Origin of the sequence: Bacillus sp. LLTC93 (assembly GCF_002993125.1) — a bacterium.
Classification (GTDB): domain Bacteria; phylum Bacillota; class Bacilli; order Bacillales; family Bacillaceae; genus Bacillus; species Bacillus zhangzhouensis.
Genome location: NZ_PVME01000004.1, coordinates 136,977 through 157,447, shown reverse-complemented (window position 1 = coordinate 157,447; position 20,471 = coordinate 136,977). Strand labels below are relative to the sequence as shown.

At 42.8% G+C, this 20,471-nt stretch carries 18 protein-coding genes; 2 read left to right on the top strand and 16 right to left on the bottom strand.

Going from position 1 to position 20,471, the window contains the following annotated elements; all coding sequences use genetic code 11:
• Positions 1-108 precede the first annotated feature (108 nt).
• The 6 genes from C6W18_RS14600 to C6W18_RS14575 all read right to left on the bottom strand — a co-directional run bounded on the left by C6W18_RS14600 (position 109) and on the right by C6W18_RS14575 (position 5,809).
• Entirely contained in the window at positions 109-492 is a 384-nt protein-coding gene (locus tag C6W18_RS14600; protein ID WP_105928016.1) for a UPF0715 family protein, read from the bottom strand.
• A gap of 114 nt (positions 493-606) precedes the next feature.
• Positions 607-1,236, bottom strand: coding sequence for a LysE family translocator (locus C6W18_RS14595; protein ID WP_105928015.1), 630 nt, complete (start codon positions 1,234-1,236; stop codon positions 607-609).
• A gap of 126 nt (positions 1,237-1,362) precedes the next feature.
• The gene (locus tag C6W18_RS14590) at positions 1,363-2,547 is read right to left on the bottom strand and encodes an MFS transporter (RefSeq protein ID WP_105928014.1); all 1,185 of its coding nucleotides are present in this window, start codon (positions 2,545-2,547) and stop codon (positions 1,363-1,365) included.
• Positions 2,548-2,599: 52 nt separating this feature from the next.
• Entirely contained in the window at positions 2,600-3,646 is a 1,047-nt protein-coding gene (locus tag C6W18_RS14585) for a Gfo/Idh/MocA family protein (protein ID WP_034320633.1), read from the bottom strand.
• Positions 3,643-4,509 (bottom strand): HAD-IIB family hydrolase, encoded by an 867-nt coding sequence (locus C6W18_RS14580; RefSeq protein WP_105928013.1) that lies wholly within the window; start codon positions 4,507-4,509, stop codon positions 3,643-3,645. Before C6W18_RS14580 ends, C6W18_RS14585 begins: the two co-directional genes overlap by 4 nt.
• Positions 4,484-5,809 (bottom strand): DegT/DnrJ/EryC1/StrS family aminotransferase, encoded by a 1,326-nt coding sequence (locus C6W18_RS14575; protein ID WP_105928012.1) that lies wholly within the window; start codon positions 5,807-5,809, stop codon positions 4,484-4,486. Before C6W18_RS14575 ends, C6W18_RS14580 begins: the two co-directional genes overlap by 26 nt.
• Positions 5,810-5,918: 109 nt before the next feature.
• Here C6W18_RS14575 and C6W18_RS14570 point away from each other — a divergent pair, with 109 nt between their 5' ends.
• Positions 5,919-6,908: a LacI family DNA-binding transcriptional regulator gene (locus C6W18_RS14570; RefSeq protein WP_105928011.1), complete on the top strand. Its 990-nt coding sequence runs from the start codon at positions 5,919-5,921 to the stop codon at positions 6,906-6,908.
• A gap of 52 nt (positions 6,909-6,960) precedes the next feature.
• Here the strand turns inward: C6W18_RS14570 and C6W18_RS14565 are convergent, their stop codons facing one another.
• From C6W18_RS14565 to C6W18_RS14555, 3 genes are all read right to left on the bottom strand, one after another.
• A complete protein-coding gene (locus C6W18_RS14565; RefSeq protein ID WP_105928010.1) occupies positions 6,961-8,583 on the bottom strand; it encodes an L-lactate permease in 1,623 nt (540 codons plus the stop codon).
• A gap of 43 nt (positions 8,584-8,626) precedes the next feature.
• The gene (locus tag C6W18_RS14560) at positions 8,627-9,574 is read right to left on the bottom strand and encodes an L-lactate dehydrogenase (RefSeq protein WP_105928009.1); all 948 of its coding nucleotides are present in this window, start codon (positions 9,572-9,574) and stop codon (positions 8,627-8,629) included.
• Positions 9,575-9,792: 218 nt separating this feature from the next.
• Complete coding sequence (locus tag C6W18_RS14555; protein WP_105928008.1) at positions 9,793-11,223, bottom strand: YfcC family protein; 1,431 nt, start codon at positions 11,221-11,223, stop codon at positions 9,793-9,795.
• Positions 11,224-11,376: 153 nt separating this feature from the next.
• Between C6W18_RS14555 and C6W18_RS14550 the strand changes: the two genes are divergently transcribed.
• A complete protein-coding gene (locus C6W18_RS14550) occupies positions 11,377-12,504 on the top strand; it encodes a M20 peptidase aminoacylase family protein (RefSeq protein WP_034320614.1) in 1,128 nt (375 codons plus the stop codon).
• A gap of 56 nt (positions 12,505-12,560) precedes the next feature.
• On the opposite strand, the gene C6W18_RS14545 is transcribed toward C6W18_RS14550, so the two are convergent.
• The 7 genes from C6W18_RS14545 to C6W18_RS14515 form a co-directional block, all read right to left on the bottom strand.
• Positions 12,561-13,283 (bottom strand): SDR family NAD(P)-dependent oxidoreductase, encoded by a 723-nt coding sequence (locus tag C6W18_RS14545; protein WP_105928007.1) that lies wholly within the window; start codon positions 13,281-13,283, stop codon positions 12,561-12,563.
• A gap of 136 nt (positions 13,284-13,419) precedes the next feature.
• Positions 13,420-14,172 (bottom strand): alpha/beta fold hydrolase, encoded by a 753-nt coding sequence (locus C6W18_RS14540; protein ID WP_223251719.1) that lies wholly within the window; start codon positions 14,170-14,172, stop codon positions 13,420-13,422.
• 112 nt (positions 14,173-14,284) lie between these two features.
• Complete coding sequence (locus C6W18_RS14535) at positions 14,285-15,166, bottom strand: glycine betaine ABC transporter substrate-binding protein (protein ID WP_105928005.1); 882 nt, start codon at positions 15,164-15,166, stop codon at positions 14,285-14,287.
• Positions 15,166-16,011 carry a glycine/proline betaine ABC transporter permease subunit OpuAB gene (opuAB, locus tag C6W18_RS14530; RefSeq protein ID WP_105928119.1) on the bottom strand — a complete coding sequence of 282 codons (846 nt, stop codon included), beginning with the start codon at positions 16,009-16,011 and terminating at the stop codon, positions 15,166-15,168. The genes C6W18_RS14535 and opuAB overlap by 1 nt, the downstream gene beginning before the upstream one ends.
• A gap of 10 nt (positions 16,012-16,021) precedes the next feature.
• Positions 16,022-17,287 carry a glycine/proline betaine ABC transporter ATP-binding protein OpuAA gene (opuAA, locus tag C6W18_RS14525; protein ID WP_034320604.1) on the bottom strand — a complete coding sequence of 422 codons (1,266 nt, stop codon included), beginning with the start codon at positions 17,285-17,287 and terminating at the stop codon, positions 16,022-16,024.
• A 399-nt stretch (positions 17,288-17,686) separates the two neighbouring features.
• The gene (locus C6W18_RS14520) at positions 17,687-18,781 is read right to left on the bottom strand and encodes a toxic anion resistance protein (protein WP_105928004.1); all 1,095 of its coding nucleotides are present in this window, start codon (positions 18,779-18,781) and stop codon (positions 17,687-17,689) included.
• A gap of 14 nt (positions 18,782-18,795) precedes the next feature.
• Positions 18,796-20,412, bottom strand: a complete 1,617-nt coding sequence (locus C6W18_RS14515) for a YceG family protein (RefSeq protein WP_105928003.1) — start codon at positions 20,410-20,412, stop codon at positions 18,796-18,798.
• Between the last annotated feature and the right edge of the window lie 59 nt (positions 20,413-20,471).

The following is a 20,471-nucleotide window of genomic DNA, read 5'->3' as shown; positions in this document are numbered from 1 at the left end:
GTATTGACCCATTTGTTCCAATCATGTTATGAACGGGTGAATGTATTGTAACCATCATATTTTTTTAATAGAGAACTTTTGAATCAAGCGGATGACCTCGAAAAAAACCTATGCTCTCTTGTTCATTAAAAAGACGGAATCCAAAAACCAATAAATGAGAGCTGCAGAGAAGCTAAACAGATAGACTTTGTAGCTAATAAACACGACAAGTCCATAATCAATCCACAAAGCCAACGCCGAACAAACAACCCACGCCACAATAAAATAAATGAGCAAATCACGGCCTCGAAACTTTTTAGGGTTTCGATGTAAAACAATTTGTATCGGTGCAGCAAATAACACATAAGCGATCAAAATAAAAAAACTAGTTATCTCCACATAACTGAAGCCCACTTCAGGCGGGGTGAATAGGATGGTATAAACGAATGTCGCTGAGATGACAGACAAAATCAGCATACACGCATAGTTGAATACTGGCAGAAACATACGCATGGCAAAAGCTCCTTGAATCCATTTTATATTCCACTATTATTCAAGAATGTTCTATGTCTGTCAATCCTTACAAAAAAACAGACTGAACGTGTCAGTCTGTTTTTTGTAGTCCTTCTAACCAATCAACGCCATGATGCCTTGATATCCAAAATAGGCACCGAAGCCGAGTAAAGATAGACCTGCAAGAACCGATAAACCATGAAGGACCCGTTCACTTAAATAACGTCTAAACGTACTGGCCAGTAGTGCCATACAAAAATCCCATAGAAGCATGCCGATGAAAATAGCGATGCTGTACATCAGCATTTGGGAAGCCCCATACTTTTCGATCGTATTGGCCAAAATACTGCCATAGATTCCAAGCCAAAATAAAATACTGAGCGGATTGGAAAGGGAAATGAAAAACCCCGTCATGAACGAATGTCCGACCGATGTGTTTCCTCCGTCCTTTTTCGGGCTCTCCTGCAAATTGATTTTACGTAGGCTTTCAATACCGGTATAGGTCAGAACGAAAAAACCGAACAGCCATAAAAAAGTTTTCACAAGAGGTGCGGTCAAAAGCTGGGCGACACCAAAATATATGAGGAGCATATAGACAATATCCGCAGCCATAGCCCCCACACCAAAAATCCATGCGTGCCAAAATCCACTTTTAATCCCTCTGTCAATCTGGGCTGCATTGACTGGCCCAACAGGCGCTGAAAGTGACAACCCTAAAAAGATATAACCAAAAAACACCGCCACATAGACGTCCTCCTTTTGATGCTGACTTGTACATGTTATTCAAACCTTTTGTGTTTTAGTACAAGTCCTTTGTCATCTTTTCAGTTGGACTTAAAAAAGAAAGGACGAGCAAATTGGATAAGCTGCTTACCGATCTGCTTTCAGCGCCGACTGTTGCGGAAGGTCCGTTTTTTTCCTGGAGCGATTCATTTGAATCGCAGCTGCAAACAGAAGAACGGCTAAGAAGGCGAAAACAAAGACGGCACTTGCCGCTCCTGCCCATTCAAGACTAAATCCAATGAAAAAGGACAAGCAGGCTCCACCTAAACTCGCAGCAGCAATAAAATAACTCGTTGCTTCGTCAATAGCATTTTTAATCATTAATGCAGAGGCAGTCAGCGCGATTGGAAACATGCCAGCTGCGCACAAACCAATGAAAAAGATGAGAATCAGCTGGGCGGCTATGTGGGTTGTCAGTGCAAATACAACGAGCAGCAGGATCATGAGAGCCGCACTTAGCTTTAAAAAACGCAGCGGATGCAGCTGATCTGCTTTTCTCGCGATCACGGTTCTGCCGATGACAATCGCCGTCCAAAAAGTGGAGACAGCAAAGAGACCCCAATTGTCTCCCCCTTTTTCCAGCATGATCGACGGCAAAAAGTTCGCAAAGTTCGTTTCAATTCCTGCGTAGAAAAAAGCAAAGCATATCATGAGCACGACAATCATTCGATTGCTGCGATCAACAAGTAAAGACGGTTTCTTCTTCTCATGATAAGGAGCAGCCATCTGCCCACGAGGCAATTTACTCATAAAGACAAGCCAGAGCATGAGGAAAAATGTCAGCGCACCTACCTGGAATAAAAACACATAATGCCACGTCTGTTCTGTGACGGTCAGCAGAATCAAAAGAGGGAATAGCAGTGCACCTAATCCAAAAAAGACTTCCATGATGCTAATTCGCTTTGCACTGTTTGCCATTGAAATCACATACGCCCCGGCTGTTGTCTCAAGACTGCCCGCACCGCTCCCAAGAAAAAAACCTGCCAGCACAAGCGTCGTCCAGCCTGGCACCAAAAGCCCAAGGAGAAGTGAACCAATCATGAGCAGCAGTCCCATGGTCAAAACAGCGCCATAGCCTTTTTTTCTCACAAGAATGGGGGATAAAAGAACACCTGTCAAAAAACCAATAAACTGAAAAAAGATTAAAGAAGATAATTCCCCGGGACCCTTATCATAACTAGACAGCAAATAAGGAGTTAAGCTTCCAAAAAACACATGAATGGTCCCAATAAAAAAATAAAAGACACAGCCAAAATAAAACACCTTTTTCATCTTTTCACTTCCTCTAAAAAGGAGCGGAGTTGAAATTCTCCGCTCCACCTCTTTAATATGCCTGGGCAGAGACGACAGCCTCTTCCCTCTCGAAGCATGTATTTAACGCAGCCTGCGCGCGAAATCCATCTTCAAAATCAGCCACCTTCATATGAGATGGATATGGATCTGTATTCACCCAATGCATCAGCTGATCACGGAACGTATCGGACCATCCATAAAATTCATTTGGCGGATCAGTCAGCAGGGTTTGCGGCATTTGATGACGTTCTACACTTAAGCCATCAGTGATCTCATATTCGTTTTTCATGTTCGTATGGTATTTGAATACCTTGTCATGGCCAATCACTTCTACACTAAATCCGCATTCCTCAGGCTGCGAGCTTTTGGACGTCACCAAATGAAAGAACACTTGATTCTCCATTTGCCCAAAAATTTCGGTATGATCATCCACCTCTACCTTTTTCTCTTCTTTTTCCTTTACATGTGTCAGCATCTTCGTGTTAAGAGATTCTTTTTTCATTCCACTGCCAAATAAGTACCACAGCATATCAAACAAATGAATGCCAAGATCCCCTAGTGCACCGCTTGTTCGAAGACTCTCGCCGCTGTCTCTCCATGAAAATGTCTTTCTTCTGAGGGCACTATTTTTCTTAAAATGGGTTCTAACCGTTAAAATTCGGCCCAATTCACCATTGGCAATCAAGTTCTTCAAAATATTCACAAAGGATAAGTAACGATAGTTAAAGCCCATACCGGCCTGAACCTGGAACTGTTTGGCTGTCTCCACCATTTCCTTCGCTTCTTTCAACGAGACAGCCATCGGTTTTTCACATAAAATCGGCTGTCCCGCTCTTAGCGCCTGAAGGGCATGGTCCTTGTGACAAAAGTTAGGGGAAGCAATAATCAGCCCATCAGATGCATCGGCTAGCGTATCGATACTTGAATACACCCGTCCGCCGTACTGTTTAATGAATCCCTGTGCTACTGATTCGTGCAAATCATAGACGCCGGATAATTCTGCACCTTTGATCGTTGATAAAGCTCTTGCATGTGCTTTTGCAATATTCCCTGCTCCAACAATTCCGATTTTCTTCATGAATGTGCCTCCTCATGTTTATACATCACTGTTTTCAGTGTTTCGTAGATTCCTTCTGCATACCCATGATGACAAATTTGGTGATGGTGCCGTTTGGCCTCGGCCGTCGCATTTTGGACGAGAAACCCGTGCGTGACGGATTGAAGCATACGCAAATCGTTCCCACTATCACCAAAGGCAAAGCCTTGGTCTATTGATAGATCATATTGACTCAGCATAAAGCGGACAATTTCATCCTTCCCTGTCCCGACTGGTAAAAAGTCGACATCATAGCAATCCGCAGGGTCCCCTGCGAGCGGGTTGCATTTGTTGATGTTGACCGCCACACCCCGCTCTTTGGCAAGTGTTTGTATGAACGAGAGATGATGAAGATCTGTCCGTTCATCCTGCTCCTGATAATAGAAATTTTTCTTATATCCTGAGCTGCCCAGCTGTGTTTGAGGCCTGAGGGTAATCCCCTTTTCACGTACGGTTTGCAGGATTTCTTCGATTTTTTCATCTGAAAAGCCTTGCGCATCCAGCCGTTTCATCCATTTCGCATCAGGCTGTCCGAAATGAGCATCCGACGTATACACAATCTCAGTCCCTAAGTTCGACGCAATAAAATGCGGAAATTGGCTGAAGCCGCCTTTTTCCATTTTGCTCGTGACAGAATCGAGACTGCTCCCGGTCACCCAGCCCAGTATGAGCTGTCCTGCTTCGCTCTTTTCTGCCACAAATGCTTCCAGATGCTTTACATCCTTTCTCTGCTTCTCTGTCATTCCGTGAGAATAATAGGTTTCATCAAAGTCACAGAAGACGATCCACTGCGGGTTTTCCGGCTGATTCAGCAGCTTTTTACTGAATGGAAGATTTGATAACATGATGGACCCCCTCGATGACTTTCTCCTGGTCTTGCAGCGGCATTCCCGGGTAAAGCGGCAAATGGAGCAACTGCCGTGCTGCTTTTTCCGTATGCGGAAGCGTCGCTTGTTTATATTTTTGGGAGACAAGATTTGTTTGATGCTGATGCGATAGAATTGGGTAATAGACATCGGTCTCAATGCCCAGCTCTAGCAACTGCTCCGCCAGCTCATCTCGATCTCCTTTGATCACCCTGATAGGAAATAGGTGCCATACATGATCATCTGTCAGCTTCGGAAGCTTGATGGTTCCTTCATCCTCAAGCGTTTGTAGCTGATCAATGTATCGCTTTGCTAAGTAAAAACGCTTAAAGTTTTGCAAACTTAAATACTTCATCCGTTCTAGTCCGATCGCTGCCTGCAAGTTATCAATCTTGGAATTAAAGCCGTAGTCACTGCGTTTGACATTTTTCTTTCCTACTTCAAACCCATGATAGCTGATCTCCATGCATTTTTCGGCTAAGGCTTCATCATTTGTGGCAATGGCTCCTGCCTTTCCGCAGACTCCAAGGTTTTTGTATGGGTTAAAGCTGAGAACAAGTCCATCTCCAAATGCCCCAAGGCTGCTGCTGCCAATCGCCTGACAGCCATCTTCAATGATTTTTAGACCATGCTGCTTCGCAATCGCCGAAATGGCCTTCATATCCGCTTGCTTTCCATATAAATGAACCGGCAGAATGCATACCGTCTTATCCGTGATATGCTTCTCTATTTCACTCGGTGCCAGGCAGTAGGTATCTGGGTCAATATCGGCATAGACTGGAACAGCCCCAATAGCAAGCACTGCATTTTCTGTTGCAGCAAAGCTATTGGCTGGCAGAATGACCTCGTCTCCTGGATGGACGCCTGCTGATATGAGGCTGATCATGAGGGCATCTGTCCCACTTGACGTGGCAATGACATATTTTTTCCCTAAATACTCAGCGAGCGCTTTTTCAAAACGTGGAATATATGGCCCTGAAGTAAAACGGCCAGAATTCAATACTTCTTTCAGTACCTGCATAATATCATCGATCTCATCCTCTGAAATCAGTTTATCAACTGGCAGGAACGGTATCTTTTTTTCCTTATTTTGTTTATAATGGAAGAGAATTTTTTCCAAACCTGTGTGCTCAATATCTTGTTCAAGGAACGTCACCAGCTTTTCATTCGCTAGATGCTTTTCTACTGAATCAGACTTTACTTGAACACCTTGATTGATCATATCCAGCAAAGGTAGATAATCCTTGCTTTTACCTGATATCTTCGTCAATATTTGCATTCCATTCCCTCCAATTAATCAATTCCATTTGTTAATATTTAACTTGTTTCACATTGTAAATGATGTTATCGATTTCAGAACAATAACTTTGTGTAAAGGATTTGTTAATATGTGTACAATTTATGAAATTGCCAAGCGCTGCGGGGTTTCAACCACCACTGTTTCCAGGGTGCTGAATCATCATCCATATGTGTCAGAGGAAAAGCGTCAGCGCATTTTACAGGTGATGAAGGAAATGGAGTATACACCGAGTTCAGCGGCTCGCACCCTTCGTTCACATCAGACAAAGACCATTGCTGTGTCTGTCCCGGCTGTGGACCATCCTTTTTTTGCACAATTGATTAAAGGCATTTCAAAGGAAGCACTGGATCAAGGGTATAAAGCTATCGTGCTCCAGACGTTTTACCAAGAATCACTAGAGCTTGAAGGGCTTCAATTATTAAAAAGAAAAGAAGTAGATGGCGTCATATTGGGGGCATTAGAAAATAAGTGGGAAAAGATCGAGCCATTTTTATCAAACGGCCCCATTGTCATGGCAAATGAATATCATCAAACAGCAGATATCCCGATTATTGGATACGATGAGCGCGAAGCCGCCTATAAGGCTGTTGACTATTTGATTCGGTCAGGGCGTAAATCGATTGGGTTTTGCTTTGATACAGAAAGTAGTGAGGCACAGAAACAAAGAAGAAAGGGCTATCTGGATGCGCTTTCTGCTCACGGTTTGCCGCTAAATGAAGATTGGCTGTTTGGGGAGGCCTTTACCATTGAAGACGGCTTTCGCTTAATGGATTTGATCCATGGCATGCCGGATACACCTGATGCCATTTTTACCGGCAATGATCAAGTCGCAGCAGGGCTCATTAAACAGGCCATTTCATATGGTTATCAAATCCCCGAGGATCTAGCGGTTATCGGCTATGACAACCAAGACATTTGCGAGGTGATGGCCCCAACGATCACCACCATTGACATCCCGATCGTAGAACTTGGCCAGCGGTCTGTGCAGCAAATGATCCAGCTTCTGCAAGACCAAAAACCATTACAGCGTGATCATATCCAACTGCCTACTCGGCTCGTGACAAGAGAATCTACATAAACAAAAAAAGACTGAGAGCCATCTCAGTCTTTTTTAAAACCTATCTATGAACCTATACAAATTGAGCAAGAATGAATGTCCATATACACACGATGGCAAGCAAGATGAAGCTGTACTTCACTGTCTTTTTGAATAGCTCAGATTCTTTACCTGTTTCTCCAACGGCTGCTGTAGCGATGGCGATTGATTGTGGAGAAATTAACTTCGCCATGACACCACCGGTCGTATTCGCCCCGATTAACAAACCTGCCTGTGATCCGATTTGAGAAGCAGTGACCGCTTGAAGGTTACCGAATAATGCATTGTTACTCACGACAGACCCAGTAATAAACACGCCGATCCAGCCAAGCACCGGGCTGACAAGCGGGAACAAATCGCCTGTTTTGGCAAGCGCAAGACCAATTGCAGAGCTAAGTCCGGCAAAGTTTGCCAAGTTGGCAAAGCCCATGACAAAACAAATGGTGAGAACAGGTACCCACAGCTCCTTCACCGCTGCTTTTAAGCAGGCAGCGCCTTCTGTTAACCTAATATGTCTGCTAAACAATCCTGTCAGCATGACCGCAATCAAAATAGCAGTACCTGTTGCACTAATGACATCTATTTTAAAGATCGCATCAATGGGGGTTGCTGTTTGTGCAATTGGTGGTAATTTCACAATTTGCTGATGTAGAAACGGCATTTTCACTAAAATCGTCGTCCAGTTGAGTGGTCCTCCTACAGCAAACAATGCTTTAAATGCTGGCAGACTCCATACAGTAATAACGGCAGTTAAAATATAGAACGGAGACCATGCTTTCAGGATTTCAACTCCGCGATACGTTTGTTTTTGTTCAATGGCTGGCGCTCCTTCTTCACGATAAATGTGTTTTGGCTGCCATTTCCGAAGAAATAAAGCCAAAATTCCCATACTTGCTAAGGCTGAAATAATGTTGGCAAGCTCAGGGCCCATCGTCACCATCGTCACAGCTTGCAAAATCGCATAGCTTCCACTGACAACAAGCAAGGCTGGCAGCGTTTCTTTGATCCCTTTGAAGCCGTCTACAATCAGAATGAGTAGAAACGGGATACAGAAAGAAATAAATGGGATCGTATACACAAGGGTTTGAGATAAAGCGAGCGGCGTCATATTGCCCATTTGCGCCCCTGTAATGACTGGGATGCCCACTGCACCAAACGCGCCAGACGCAGCATTGGCAATTAAACAGAGCATTGCGGCTTTCAGTGGTTTAAATCCAAGCTCTGTTAAAAGAGCGGCACTGATCGCAATCGGTACCCCAAACCCAGCTGCTCCCTCTAAAAATGCGTTAAAACTAAAACCAATTAATAAGAGCTGAAGACGTTGATCTTGAGAGATTCCAGCAATACTAGAACGAATGACATCAAATTTCCCAGATTTCACAGCAATTTTATAGAGCCATACGGCCATGATGACGATATATCCAATCGGCCAAAGCCCATTAGATATACCGAGCAGTACAGCAGATAGTGCCTTTTCAATTGGCATATGAAAGAAGAAAACAGCTGTCACAAAACTGACGATTAAGGTAAAACAAGCGGCTAAAACACCTTTTAACTTAAATACAGTTAATGCAAGTAGGAAAAACAAGATTGGAAGCATTGCGACCAATGCACTCACGAATTCATTACCAAACGGATCATATATTTGCTGCCACATAGTGATTCATCCTTTTCTGCTCAGATAGGTTGCCTTTGATTGATTAAAAATGAGGAGCCAAAATCTCTTTTAACACATTCACACTGTGTGCGAACTTTTCTTTTTCCGTCTCGTTCAGTGCAAGCTCCATAATTTCTGTTGCACCATTTCTGTTCACAAGGGCAGGTACACCAATGTAGACATCTTCTGCTCCATACTCTCCATCTAAATAAGTGCTGACAGTCAAAATGCTGTTTTCATTGTGCAAGATCGCTCTTGTGATGCGGGCTAAACTCATCGCGACGCCGTAGTAAGTGGCACCTTTTTTCTCAATGATTTGATAAGCGGCGTGACGCACATTTTCCATGATTTCATCCAAATCTTCTTGTTTGTATTGATCATTTCTCTTCACTAATTCTGTAATCGGTACACTCCCGATATTCGCATGACTCCAAACAGCAAGCTCTGTATCACCATGCTCTCCAATGATGTACGCATGCACGTTGTGTGCCGCTGCTTCAAAATACTCACTTAGCATGTATCTAAATCTTGCGGTATCAAGAGTGGTCCCACTACCAATCACTCGTTCTTTTGGAAGTCCACTGAATTTCCAAGTTGCATATGTCAAAATATCAACAGGGTTTGTGGCAACTAAGAAAATGCCATCGAATCCGCTTTTCATCACATTGTCTACAATGCCTTTAAAGATATTTAAATTTTTCTCAACAAGATCAAGTCTTGTTTCACCTGGTTTTTGGTTCGCTCCAGCACAGATACACACAATATCTGCATCCTGACAATCCTTATAATCTCCATACCACGTATTCACAGGATGCGGGGCAAATGCTTTCCCGTGGTTTAAATCCATTACGTCACCCATTGCTTTGTCTTGATTCAGATCAATCACAACCAATTCATCTGTGATCGCTTGATTTATTAATGTAAAGGCATAACTACTGCCGACGAAACCTGCTCCAATAAGTGCTACTTTGTTTACTTTTTCGTTTGTCATTTATCTCATCCTCCTGAGTAAAACTAGGTTGCTTTTTTGTTTGTGAAGTATTTCACATTTCTATTGTGCAATACTTCACAAACTTTTGCAAGGGGGTTGCTTTAAAAAAATATGTAGCGAATTTGTGAACACACTTATTGTGGTTTCAAACCGCTGTCTCCATACATATTTCCATAAGAAAAAAGCTGCCAAACTCTCTTCGGCAGCGTAATACATATTTAATAAGGTCCCCAGTTGATCATTACTCCGATACAGATAAACACAAGACCGATGACAAACCAAATGAGCGCAAGCGGCACCATAAAACGCAGCCACTTCACATAAGGAATACCACTTGCAGCAAGCACAGCCATCAACACACCTGAAGTAGGATTGATACAGTTGACTACTCCTTCACCGAGCATGACCGCTTCTACAGCTACTTGTCTAGTGATGCCCATTAAATCAGCCAGCGGCGCAAGAATCGGAATAAAGACAACAGCTTCTCCGGACCCTGATGAAATCAAAAAATGAAGAAGCGCACTTGCAATATACATCCCGATCGCACCAGCAATTGGACTAAATCCTGTTAACATACTCGCCAAACCATTGACCACTGTATCAAGCAATTTACCGTTTTCTAGAATGACTGAAATGCAGCGCGCCATCCCGACAATAAGTGCACCGTATACAAGGCTTTGACAGCCAACAATAAACGTTTTCGCAATATCATTGGCTGCTAATCCGCCGAGCAGTCCAGCAGCGATCGCCATAAAAATAAACACACCCGCCATTTCCTTATCGGTCCAGCCAAGCTGAAGCGCGCCATATAAAAAGCCTCCAAGCGACAAACCACACACCGCTAAAATCAGCTTATGTCTGCTGGTAAAGGCAGGCTTGTCCACTGATTCCGCTTCAGCTCCTCCAAGCCCCTTAGCAGGAAACCACTCATCCCCAAGAAGGCTTCCCTTTTCTTTATTCTTCAGGCGTCTTGTATATAAATAGATGTACACAATACTAGAAATAAGAAAGCAAAGATAAATAATGACACGCAGGCCAATACCAGAAAAGATCGGCAGTTCTGCAATCGTTTGAGACAAACCTAATGGAGATGGGGATAAAATCGTTGCGTTAAAGCCGGCATAACAGCCGATGTAAATGACCGCCGCTCCCGCCACAGCGTCCCACTTCAAGGACCGTGCCACAATGATGCCGATCGGAATAAAGCCAATGACAGAGTTCACGACAATTCCGGTCGTCCCAAGCACCGAAAATAGTCCTCCAACAATACAAATGAACAATAATTGCTTCGTTTGAAAGCGGCTGATGACATGGTGAATCATCCCGTTAATTGCACCTGTCTTCTCCAAGATTGCAATGGTTCCGCCAGTAAATAAAATCAGAAAAATAATAGAAGATGACCCCACCATTCCTTCTTGAATGGCTGTGAAAAAGCCAACCGCACTCACTGGTGATTGATCAATGCGGTGATAGCTGCCAGGAACGGCTGTTGTGATCTCCCCTGATGTCTTTCGGTCAAACTCTCCCGCTGGTACAAAATATGTTGCAATGGTACAAATTAGTGCAATCATAAATAAGAGCACATAGGCATCCGGCATTTGAAGTGTTCGTTTTTGTTTCTTAGGTGCTGATACTGTCGCTGTTTTCATCTGTCAAAACCCCTTTGTCCCGATCGAAATTTCACTTAATATTCTGAATAATCAAATGATGTGTTATATTATAAACACTGATGATATTTAAGATCAATATTATTTCACTAAAAGAATGTTTTGGCAGATTATCTGTCAGCAAGGAGGCTTCGCATGACAACTTTGACAAACGAAATGAAACAAACCGTGACAGACATCTTTGAACACCTGCATGCCCACCCAGAAATAAGCTGGGAAGAGACGAATACAACTGCTTATATCGAAGACATATTAAAGAAAATGGGCTGCAAGACACGAACATTTGAAGACTGTACAGGGGTGATCGGTGAAATTGGAGAAGGCGTACCAGTGGTCGCTGTGAGAGCCGATATTGACGCACTTTGGCAGGAAGTAGATGGTGAGTTTCAAGCCAATCATTCATGTGGCCACGATGCGCACATGACGATGGCGCTCGGCACCTTCATGGCATTAAAGGAAAAAGAACGACCGAACGGCACGATCCGGTTCATTTTTCAGCCAGCTGAAGAAAGAGGCGGCGGCGCTCTGAAGATGATTGAAAAAGGTGTGTTAGCAGATGTCGATTACTTATACGGAGTGCACGTGCGCCCAATTCAAGAAACATTAAACGGACGCTGCGCACCAGCGATTTTACACGGGTCCAGTAATCATTACATCGGGACAATTATTGGAGAGGAAGCGCACGGTGCACGCCCACACCTCGGTATCAACGTCATTGAAGTCGCTGCTACCCTCGTGCAAAGACTAGCGCATATACATGTCGATCCAAGAGTAGCACATTCTGTGAAAATGACCAATTTGAATGCAGGCGGCGGCAGCTCGAACATCATACCTGGAAAGGCTTCTTTTACATTAGATGTGCGGGCACAAACAAACGAAGTGATGGATGAACTAGAAAAGGAAATTGAAAGAGCATGTCATTCTGTAGCGGACGCCTTTGGCGCTTCTATTACACTTTCAACAGATCATCGTTTGCCTGCTGCGACATTAAATGAGGATGCCGTCCTGATCATGTCTGATGCGATTGAACACGTTTTAGGCAAAGAACATCTCGATCCACCGATCGTGACAACAGGCGGAGAAGATTTTCACTTTTATGCAGCAGAAGTCCCGCATATCAAATCCACGATGCTCGGATTAGGCTGTGATTTAAAGCCAGGGCTTCATCATCCTTATATGACATTCGATCGCTCTGCTATCTTTACCGGCATTGAGATTTTGACTGAGGCTGTATACAAAACGCTTCAGCAGCATTCATCGTAAAATAAAAAAGCCACCCGTCTTTTCTTAAAGCGGGTGGTTTACTTGATCACGATCATTTAAGCATTCAAATCTGTCATCGCTGGGACGTTGATTTCTTTCACACAGGATACCCTTGATAAATGAATCACGCATCTCGCAAGCTCCACAATATCTTGTACAGGTATTCTCGTTTCATCATATAGGGTGATGGCTTTTTCCACTCCATCTTCATATGGGACTTCCGCCGCCAGCTCTCCTGGATTGATACAGGTGACGGATATTTTATCCTTTCTCACATGCTCTCTAAGTGCATTCACGATCCCACGCAATCCAAATTTAGACGCTACAAAGGAAACCTGTGGCAGGTTCGTATGGTCGAGTCCCGCAGTCGAGCCAATCACGATGATTTTTCCATTCTCAGATTTCCTTACATGCGGAAGCAATGCTTGGATGTAGGTAATGGTTGAGGTAACATTCACATTGATTAAATGAGCGATATCCTCTGGCTGGTCCTGATCGAAAGAATAATCGTCTTCAAAGCCTCGTTTCTCCCATAAACCCACGTTATAAATCAGTACATCAATGGTCTTGTTCTCCAATGCTTCGAGCATAAAAGGGATATGTGTTTGGCTTGATAAATCGATTTTCAGCCAAATTCTATGTACTCCGTCATCTATATTCAAACTGCTTGGTTCACTTCGCGACACAATCCAAACTGTATCTCCACTTGAAGGAAGACCTTTCACAAAAGCATCCCCTAATCCTTGACTTGCACCGAATATGATATAGTTTTTACTCATTATTAGCTCCTCCTTCTATGGCTCACGAGCTTCCAGTCGTACAACTGCTCAGCTGTAAGCGTTTTATACCTATATCATACAAGTTCTAAGACACGGTTGCCCCTTTTATGCCTGTCTTCACTTCCTCATAGCATGACTACCTGATTTCTTTTAATTCTGCTGGTAACTCACGCGCCTCTACAAAGCATTTGATCATTTCAGTAAAGAGGTCTTTCCTTTCAAAAGTAAACGTATGTCCAATGTCTGGAACGATGAATCCTGCTGCCTTTGGATGTGCATTCGTTATTTTTTTCGCTGACCGTTTCATGATGCCTCTTTCTTTTTCTCCCACTGTCACAAGAATCCGTGCTTTCGCTTGCTGAAACGTGTCTGGGAGCTTGTAATGAAGGTTTTCTTGAAACATTGTATGAAGGATTTCCTTTTGCAAATGTTTCGAATCAGCCGCATAATGTTCCAGTACATGACTTGGAATTCCCATCTTTTCAGCTTGGAGCTGGATAAACCAATCTTTCTTTAATAACGGGTACGTAAGAGGTAAAATAGGCTTCACCATCAAATAGAGCCACGGCAATGGCATCACAAGGGCGCTATTGATCACGGCTATGTCTACGATGTCTGGCTCTCTCGATAACACATCAACGGCAATCTGTGCACCTAGAGAGAATCCAACGAGAATGACTGTACGGCCGTGCGCATGCTCCTCAATCCATGAGATGATCTCACGGGCGCTTTCTCTCATAGAAAACGGCTGTTCATTTGCTCTTGTCCCGTGACCGATGAGATCAGGGGTATAGCAATCATATCCTTCTTTAAATGCTTCGATCTGTTCCTGCCACATCCAACTGCTTACTCCTCCGCCATGCAGGAAAATCATGATTGGCTTATCCATCATCGACAACTCTTCCACCATCCTTATGTATAAGAAAAAAGCAGCCGCTTTTTGAGCAGACTGCTTTTTCCATATGCTCCCTTCTATTATAAGGGAACGATCACATAATTAGCTATTTTTTCAAATCCTCAATGGAATTCACGTTCTTCATATAAGTCGGAACAACTAGACCCATTCGAAGACCTTTCATGCTTGTACCGAGATCATCATATTTTCCTTTAAACTTCGCTGCATACGTTTTATGCGTATTTGGCAGCCAAGCAGATAATGATGCATCAGCACTTCCAGTTGCAATTGCTGTCCACATTGGACCTGCTTCAACCTGAGTCAAGGTCACTTTAAAACCAAGTTCACGCAATACTTCTGCTGCAACATTGGTACTTGCAATCTCACTATCCCACGCAACGTAGGCAAGATTGACCTTGTCACCATTTGACTTTTTCACGCCTTTTGTCCATTTAGCCACTTGATCTTTATGCTTTTTCACATATTTAAGGGCGGCATCCTTTGGATTGGTACCATCTTGGATATCAATCATGACTTCGCCCATGTCATCTTGAGACCATTTAAACTGACTAAGCATTTTGGCAGCTTCCGGCTGATCCTTTGCAAATCCTTTACGTGAAATGGTATGAATTTCTTCCGCTTCACCGTAAGATTTCTTTGGATCATCTAAATATTTTAAATCATAGCGGGTAAACATCCAGTGAGGATTCCAGCCAGTGATGATGATTGGCTTTTTACGATCATAAGATTTCTTCAACGTCGCTGTCATGGCTGCACTTGATGCAGACACAACCGTCCAATCCTCTAAGCCGTAATCCTTTTTCGCTTGATCCGTTAGAGCCATAATACCTGAACCCGGATCAATCCCGATAATGGTTTTATTGACCTGCTGTGCTGCACTCGAATTTGAATCTGATTGTGCACCACAAGCGGCTAGTAAAAAGACGAGCAGGGCGGTCATCCCAATGTAGAGAGACTTTTTCCACATTAAGCATTCCCCCTGGTTTTTTTCGTTTTAATGTTTTGTGTAATACGATCCAGTGTAATTGCAACAATGACAATGGCGATACCAGCTTCAAAACCAATACCTGTTTTCAGCTGTGTCACAGCACTGTATACTTCAGATCCAAGTCCTGGTGCACCTACCATTGCCGCAATAACGACCATTGATAGGGCAAGCATGATACTTTGGTTAATCCCTGCTAGGATGGTTTTTGTTGCAAGCGGAAGCTGAACTTTGAATAAACGCTGGAATGTCGTTGAACCAAACGCTTCTGTCGCTTCAATTAAATCTGCTGGTACTTGTTTAATTCCAAGAATCGTCATACGAATCGTTGGCGGCATGGAGAAAATAACCGATGCCACAACCCCAGGAACAACTCCAATGTTAAAGAAGAAGATCGCTGGTAATAGATAGACGAACGCAGGCATTGTCTGCATTAAATCTAAAATAGGTGTCACAACTTTACGCACAGTTTCCTTCTGTGATGCCCAAATACCGATCGGAACCCCGATCACGATGGAAATGACCACAGCTGTCAGAACGAGTGCAAGAGTTTGAAGCATTGGCTGCCAGTAGCCTAAGTAGTCGATCAGCAAAAATCCAATAAGTGTGAAAAGAGCAACTCCTCTTGTGCTGATCCACCAAGCGATTCCGGCAAAAATAAGTGTTAAAATAATGGATGGAATCACGCCAAGTGCTGCGACAATCCCATTAACCGTTCCTGCTAATCCATTTGTGATCCCATCAAAGAAACCACCAAAGGTTAATGTTAACCAGTCAACAAATCGATCGATATAATCCGCGAACGGAATTCTAGGTAAATCACTCATACTAAACATCTTATTCTACCTCCTGTGCAGAAGGCTCTTGTGCTTTGGTTTCCTCTGGGTTGTCAGACATGTTGATATACTCATCATTACCTGATAATGCACCAATCAATGCACCTCTGACCACAATACCCTTCATTCTGTTTTTCTCATCTACAACTGCAATTGGAATGTTTGCCGCATCAGACACCGCATCAAAGATCTCTGTCAAATACGTCGATTCCAATACCGTCGTGAATTCTTTATCAAGAACCGTTTCAAGTGACGCGCCCGCTTCTGCCGCTTTTTTCGCTGCTTGTGCAGAAATGACACCTAATAAATGCTTTTTCTTATCCACTGCATAGATAGACGAAATTCCAAGGTTCTTCATGAGCGTGAGCGCAACACGTGCCCCTTTGTCGATCTGAACTGTTTCTGCACGTTTCATAATATGACCAGCGGTTAATACTTTAGAAAGATCCACATCTTCAACGAAACGTTCAACATATTCGTTAGAAGGGGTCATCAAAATCTCTTCTGGTGTCCCAATTTGAACGATATTTCCATCCTTCATGAGAACAATGCGATCGCCAATGCGAAGCGCTTCATCTAGATCATGGGTAATGAAAATAATCGTTTTTCCTACAGACGTATGAAGCTCAAGCAATTCGTCCTGCATATCTTTACGAATTAATGGATCTAGTGCACTGAATGCTTCATCCATTAATAAAATGTCAGGGTCATTTGCTAGTGCACGTGCCAATCCAACACGCTGCTGCATCCCACCACTTAATTGATTTGGGTACTGCTCTTCAAAGCCTTCAAGTCCAACAAGTTTTAGAGATTCAAGCGCTTTAGACCGGCGCTCTTCTTTCTCTACACCTTGCAATTCAAGTCCGTACTCTGTGTTCTCAAGAATTGTACGATGCGGGAACAATGCGAAGTTTTGGAAGACCATGCTGATCTTTTTCCGTCTCACTTCACGCAATTGATCCTTTGACATATTTGTTATCATATCCCCATCAATATATATTTCTCCGGAGGTTGGTTCGATTAACCTATTTAGCAGCCTCACAAGTGTGGACTTTCCGCTCCCTGATAGCCCCATGATGACAAATATCTCGCCGTCATAAACATCAAAATTTGCTCGATTGACACCAACAGTTGCGCCGGTCTCCTTAAGGATATCTCTTTTTGTTTTCCCTTTTTCAAGCATTTGAGATGCTTTTTTAGCATTTTTACCGAAAATTTTAGATACATTATTTATCTTGATTTTGATATTTCTCTCTTCAGAATTCATATTTTCCCTCCAAATTAGCATCTTTATAACCGTAACATAAGCGTTATGATGCGAACAATCTTTAGAATTCGCTTATTTCCGCACAATATGTATGAATTCCATATAGAGGTCTGGTGATTAGAGTTTATACGCCGTATTACTCTTAAATCCTATAGAATGCTTCATAAACTACATATTTTACGGGGTATTTTCTCTCATCAGACAATATTTTACTGGAATTTCCTAATTATGCTAAAAAATAAGTCGAATGCTCATGACACCGGACTTTTTCATTCATGGGTGAACCATTCCTCTGAACAGGATTTACCCGAAAATGGTCACATAAAAACCTTTTCTCTCAAATTTTAATCAAATGAATAAAAAACTGCCTGCAACTTTTGTTACAGACAGCTTATTTTTTTAGGACTCTAGGGCAGCCCGCTTAATATTATCTTGAAGCTCGAGCATACGTTTTGTTCCATCTTCGCGTAATCGTTTGTTTTCCTCTTCGATCTGCTTCGTCTCTTTCATCCCTTGTACAATCGTATTAAAGGAAGATTCGATCGTTTCAATGTCGATACTTGGACGTCCGGATAACTTGGCAATCTCAACACTTTGACTAGAGATATTTTCAGCATTTCGCTTCAGCATTTCATTTGTTCTTCTGTCCAGCTCACTCATTGAATCAGCCACAAGCTTTTGTCTCTTCGCTGTGACAGCTTGAATGATTCCATTTTTGAAAATTGGAATGGTGATGATGAAGGCAGAGTTGATTTTTCCGATCAATTTCGTATTACCACGCTGCAGTAAACGGATTTGCGGTGCCGTTTGGAGAGCCACCATCCGTGCCATATCAAGGTCATATACACGCTCTTCAAGCGCTTGAATACCATTACGAAGCGTATCCAGCTCCATTTGTGCCAGCTGGTTTCCACTAGCCGCTTTTTCTTCATAAGAAGGAACCAATTGCTTTAATTCTTCGATTTTCATTTGACCTGCTACGACATACTTTTCAAGCTCCATATAGTATTGAATGTTATGCTCGTACATTTCTTCAAGCGTCACAGTCGATTTGGTCATTTCGTCTTTATATTTACTGATTTCCACATTGATTTTTTCAATTTCTGTACCGAGAGTTTGATATTTACTGAAAATCTTTTCAATCATGCCGCCGCCACGCTTAAAGATTTTTGACAATAAACCACCCTTTGGTTCATCAAAATCATTTTTATCAAAACGATCCATAATCTTTCCAAGCTGCGTAAGCATCGTCCCTGAGTCTGTAACGCTTGTTGAACGCATCATGGAAAGGATACGGTCAGAGAACTTAGAGATTTCGACAGCAGGCTGCTTTCCGTATTCAAGCAGCTCCAGCTGATTTTTCGCATCAATCTGTCTCGCAATGTTCTGTACTTCTGGTTCATTTCGAAGCTGAACACGAATGTCGTCTGCCTTCTCAATGTTGATTTCTTCTTTATCAATTGAAATGATGTCATTTCCGTTTGTATTTGTCATAAGCTTTGATCTCCTTATCGGTTTTTAATGGATTGAAATAACTTTCTGACGATGGACGGCTCTTTAAACTCTTGGTTCATGACCATTTCATCGAGCCAATGTATATCAAATAATTGGTCATCTATATACCGCTCTATACACTGATATCCCGCCGGATGATACACGAAGAGATCCACACCCATTTCATTCAGAAAAATCAGGGCAGCCGCATCAGAACGAGTCAGCTCACCATTGTATTCCGTATGGTATAAAATCACTTTCGGTACGGTTTGTGCATAATCAAAGGTTTGAATGAGTTCAATGAGGTCCTGGCTAATATGCAGAACCTGCTTGAATAAATAAATACGAACATCTAATTCGGTCTCTTGGCCTTCTTTTAATAGCTTCGGATGCTGACAGATTCGAGATATCGCCTCTGCCATCGCACGCTGCGTGCCCTCATATAATTGAGAAAACTGCCACACATTGCTTTTCATTAATAATTCAGGATCAATCTCTCCCGCAGGAGAAAGTGCATGCTGATAATGAAATTGATAATTCGAGGACACTTCTTTCGTAAAAGGGAAATGGCGAATGATCTTTGTCTCTTTTCCCTCCATTAATGTGTGGATACGATCCCAGTATTCACGCTTGTCTCGCGTGACCCCCATCATTTTCGCAAAAAGATTCGGAATCTGTATCGTGTCCCGGTCTGCTTTGAAATTAGGGCGGATAAAAGATCGTTCTTTCGCAATTAAAAACAGCTCGTCATACGTTGTCTTTAACGTAATGGAATGAGGTGTATGATCTCTGAATTGCCACGGCTTATACAGCATTGAATCTTCTGTGTGAAGCACCTCTTCAAGCTCTCTTGTTGAGCGGTACGCCACCGTGGATTTCCTCTCAGGCTTTTCAGTAGGGAACGGTTCAAGCTTTGAAGTCCCCGGATACTGATCAATAAAAGTCAGCTTTTCTTCTGGATCTAATTCGCGGAACGGATCCTTGCCTTCTGGATGAAATAACACAACATCACAGCCAATCAGCATGACATAATAAAGAAAATAAAGCTGACTTTTATTCGCCTCTCCATACCAAATGACTGCCGGCATTTTTTCTTCTACATTTACTTCCTTCAGCCATGGTCCTAGATGGTTATTTGAAAACTTCACCACATCTAGTAGGACGCGGCGAAAATCGGGATGCTGAAATCCGCCCTCATGTAGTTGTTTGAAATGCTCAAACACCTTGATCAAAGAAAGGCGGATATGCCTGTTCATCACAGGATTTGGATGGCGTACAATCAGCTGTTCGCCATCTAAAAAAGCCACAAAGCGATTCACGGACAATCCCTTTTCTTCTTGGTTAATTAAATGAATCCGTTGGAGAGCTTGAAAGTGCTCCGGCTCAATATGGCGATTGAGTGTTTCACTTAAAATATGCATGCCATCTGTTTCAAATAATTCATGTAAATAAATAAAATAATCGGTTGCATCATGCGGAGTTCCAAGGACCCGGGCGGCGAGACGCGGCAAGGATAACGTATGCTCGTCCTTTATATAGCCATCTCGTTCAGAGAGCGGCTTTTTCAGCACGTTTTTCCAGGCTTCCTGATCCGCCCGTGTATGGGTAACATTGATTTCTTTATAACTCACGCCGCTCCTTCCTTTCTCCTATATTTTTTCAATTGCTACTACTATCATATCATTCAGCC